Origin of the sequence: Frankia canadensis (assembly GCF_900197875.1) — a bacterium.
GTDB classification, from domain to species: Bacteria; Actinomycetota; Actinomycetes; order Frankiales; family Frankiaceae; genus Frankia; species Frankia canadensis.
In genome coordinates this window covers 1-748 of the sequence record NZ_FZMO01000497.1, presented here as the reverse complement: position 1 = coordinate 748, position 748 = coordinate 1, and the positions used below count along the sequence as shown (strand labels likewise).

Annotated in this window: 1 protein-coding gene; it reads right to left on the bottom strand. The window is 65.2% G+C overall.

Annotation, left to right across the window (positions count from 1 at the left end):
* Positions 1–647 (bottom strand): hypothetical protein (locus C1A33_RS26795; protein WP_133150848.1); only part of this gene is annotated, 647 nt, incomplete at its 3' end.
* Positions 648–748: the final 101 nt, after the last annotated feature.

Here is a 748-nt window from a genome sequence, read left to right as displayed (position 1 = left end):
CGGCTAGCCTCCACGGCGCGTTTGATCTCGAAGGAAGAGATCGCGAGGTCGACCGAGGGAAGCAGGTCATAGTTCCGCACTTCGACGGCGACTACGTCGGGACGTGTCCACTGCCCGCTTCCGCGAGCATAGCCTCGGGGGGATGCGGTCACTCGGACGCGCCCGAAGGCGGGCGCCATCGTATCGATCTCGGTCTGGTACCAGTCGACGAAGGGCTGGTACAACTCCGTTTCCCGGCTGACCAGCTTCCCAGGTCGGGAGAAAAGGAGGTCGAGGCTCGGCGACGTTGCTCCGGAGACGGGCGCCTCGACAGGTGGTGCTTTGCTATCTGCTGGCTGCGAGTCCAAGGTGACGCGGGCAACGGTGCCGCCACGGCCGCGACCGAGACGAACAAGGTGAGCGTTCTTGAGTTCGGCGAGACCGCTCTGGTAGCGGTCGTTGGTCAACCGGACGACGCTGCGTAGCTGCAACCCCCCGATAGATGTGCCGTCAGGCATAAGGCGGTCCAGGATCTGCGCTGCCTCAGCGGACAATCTCGAGTCCCCGACCTGACCTGTCGAAGCACGCCGAATACGGCGTCCGTCCATCACCGCATAGCCGGCCCCGGTCAACTCGTCGACAGCGTGGGCGAACGACGCGTCGCCCATCCCGAGTCGCTTGCGTAGTGGGCCGCAGTTCGACGGACTCTCGTAGATCTCCGCGTACAACCGAGCCGCCGCGCTCGAAACCATCGTCGCCCCCCAGCCAG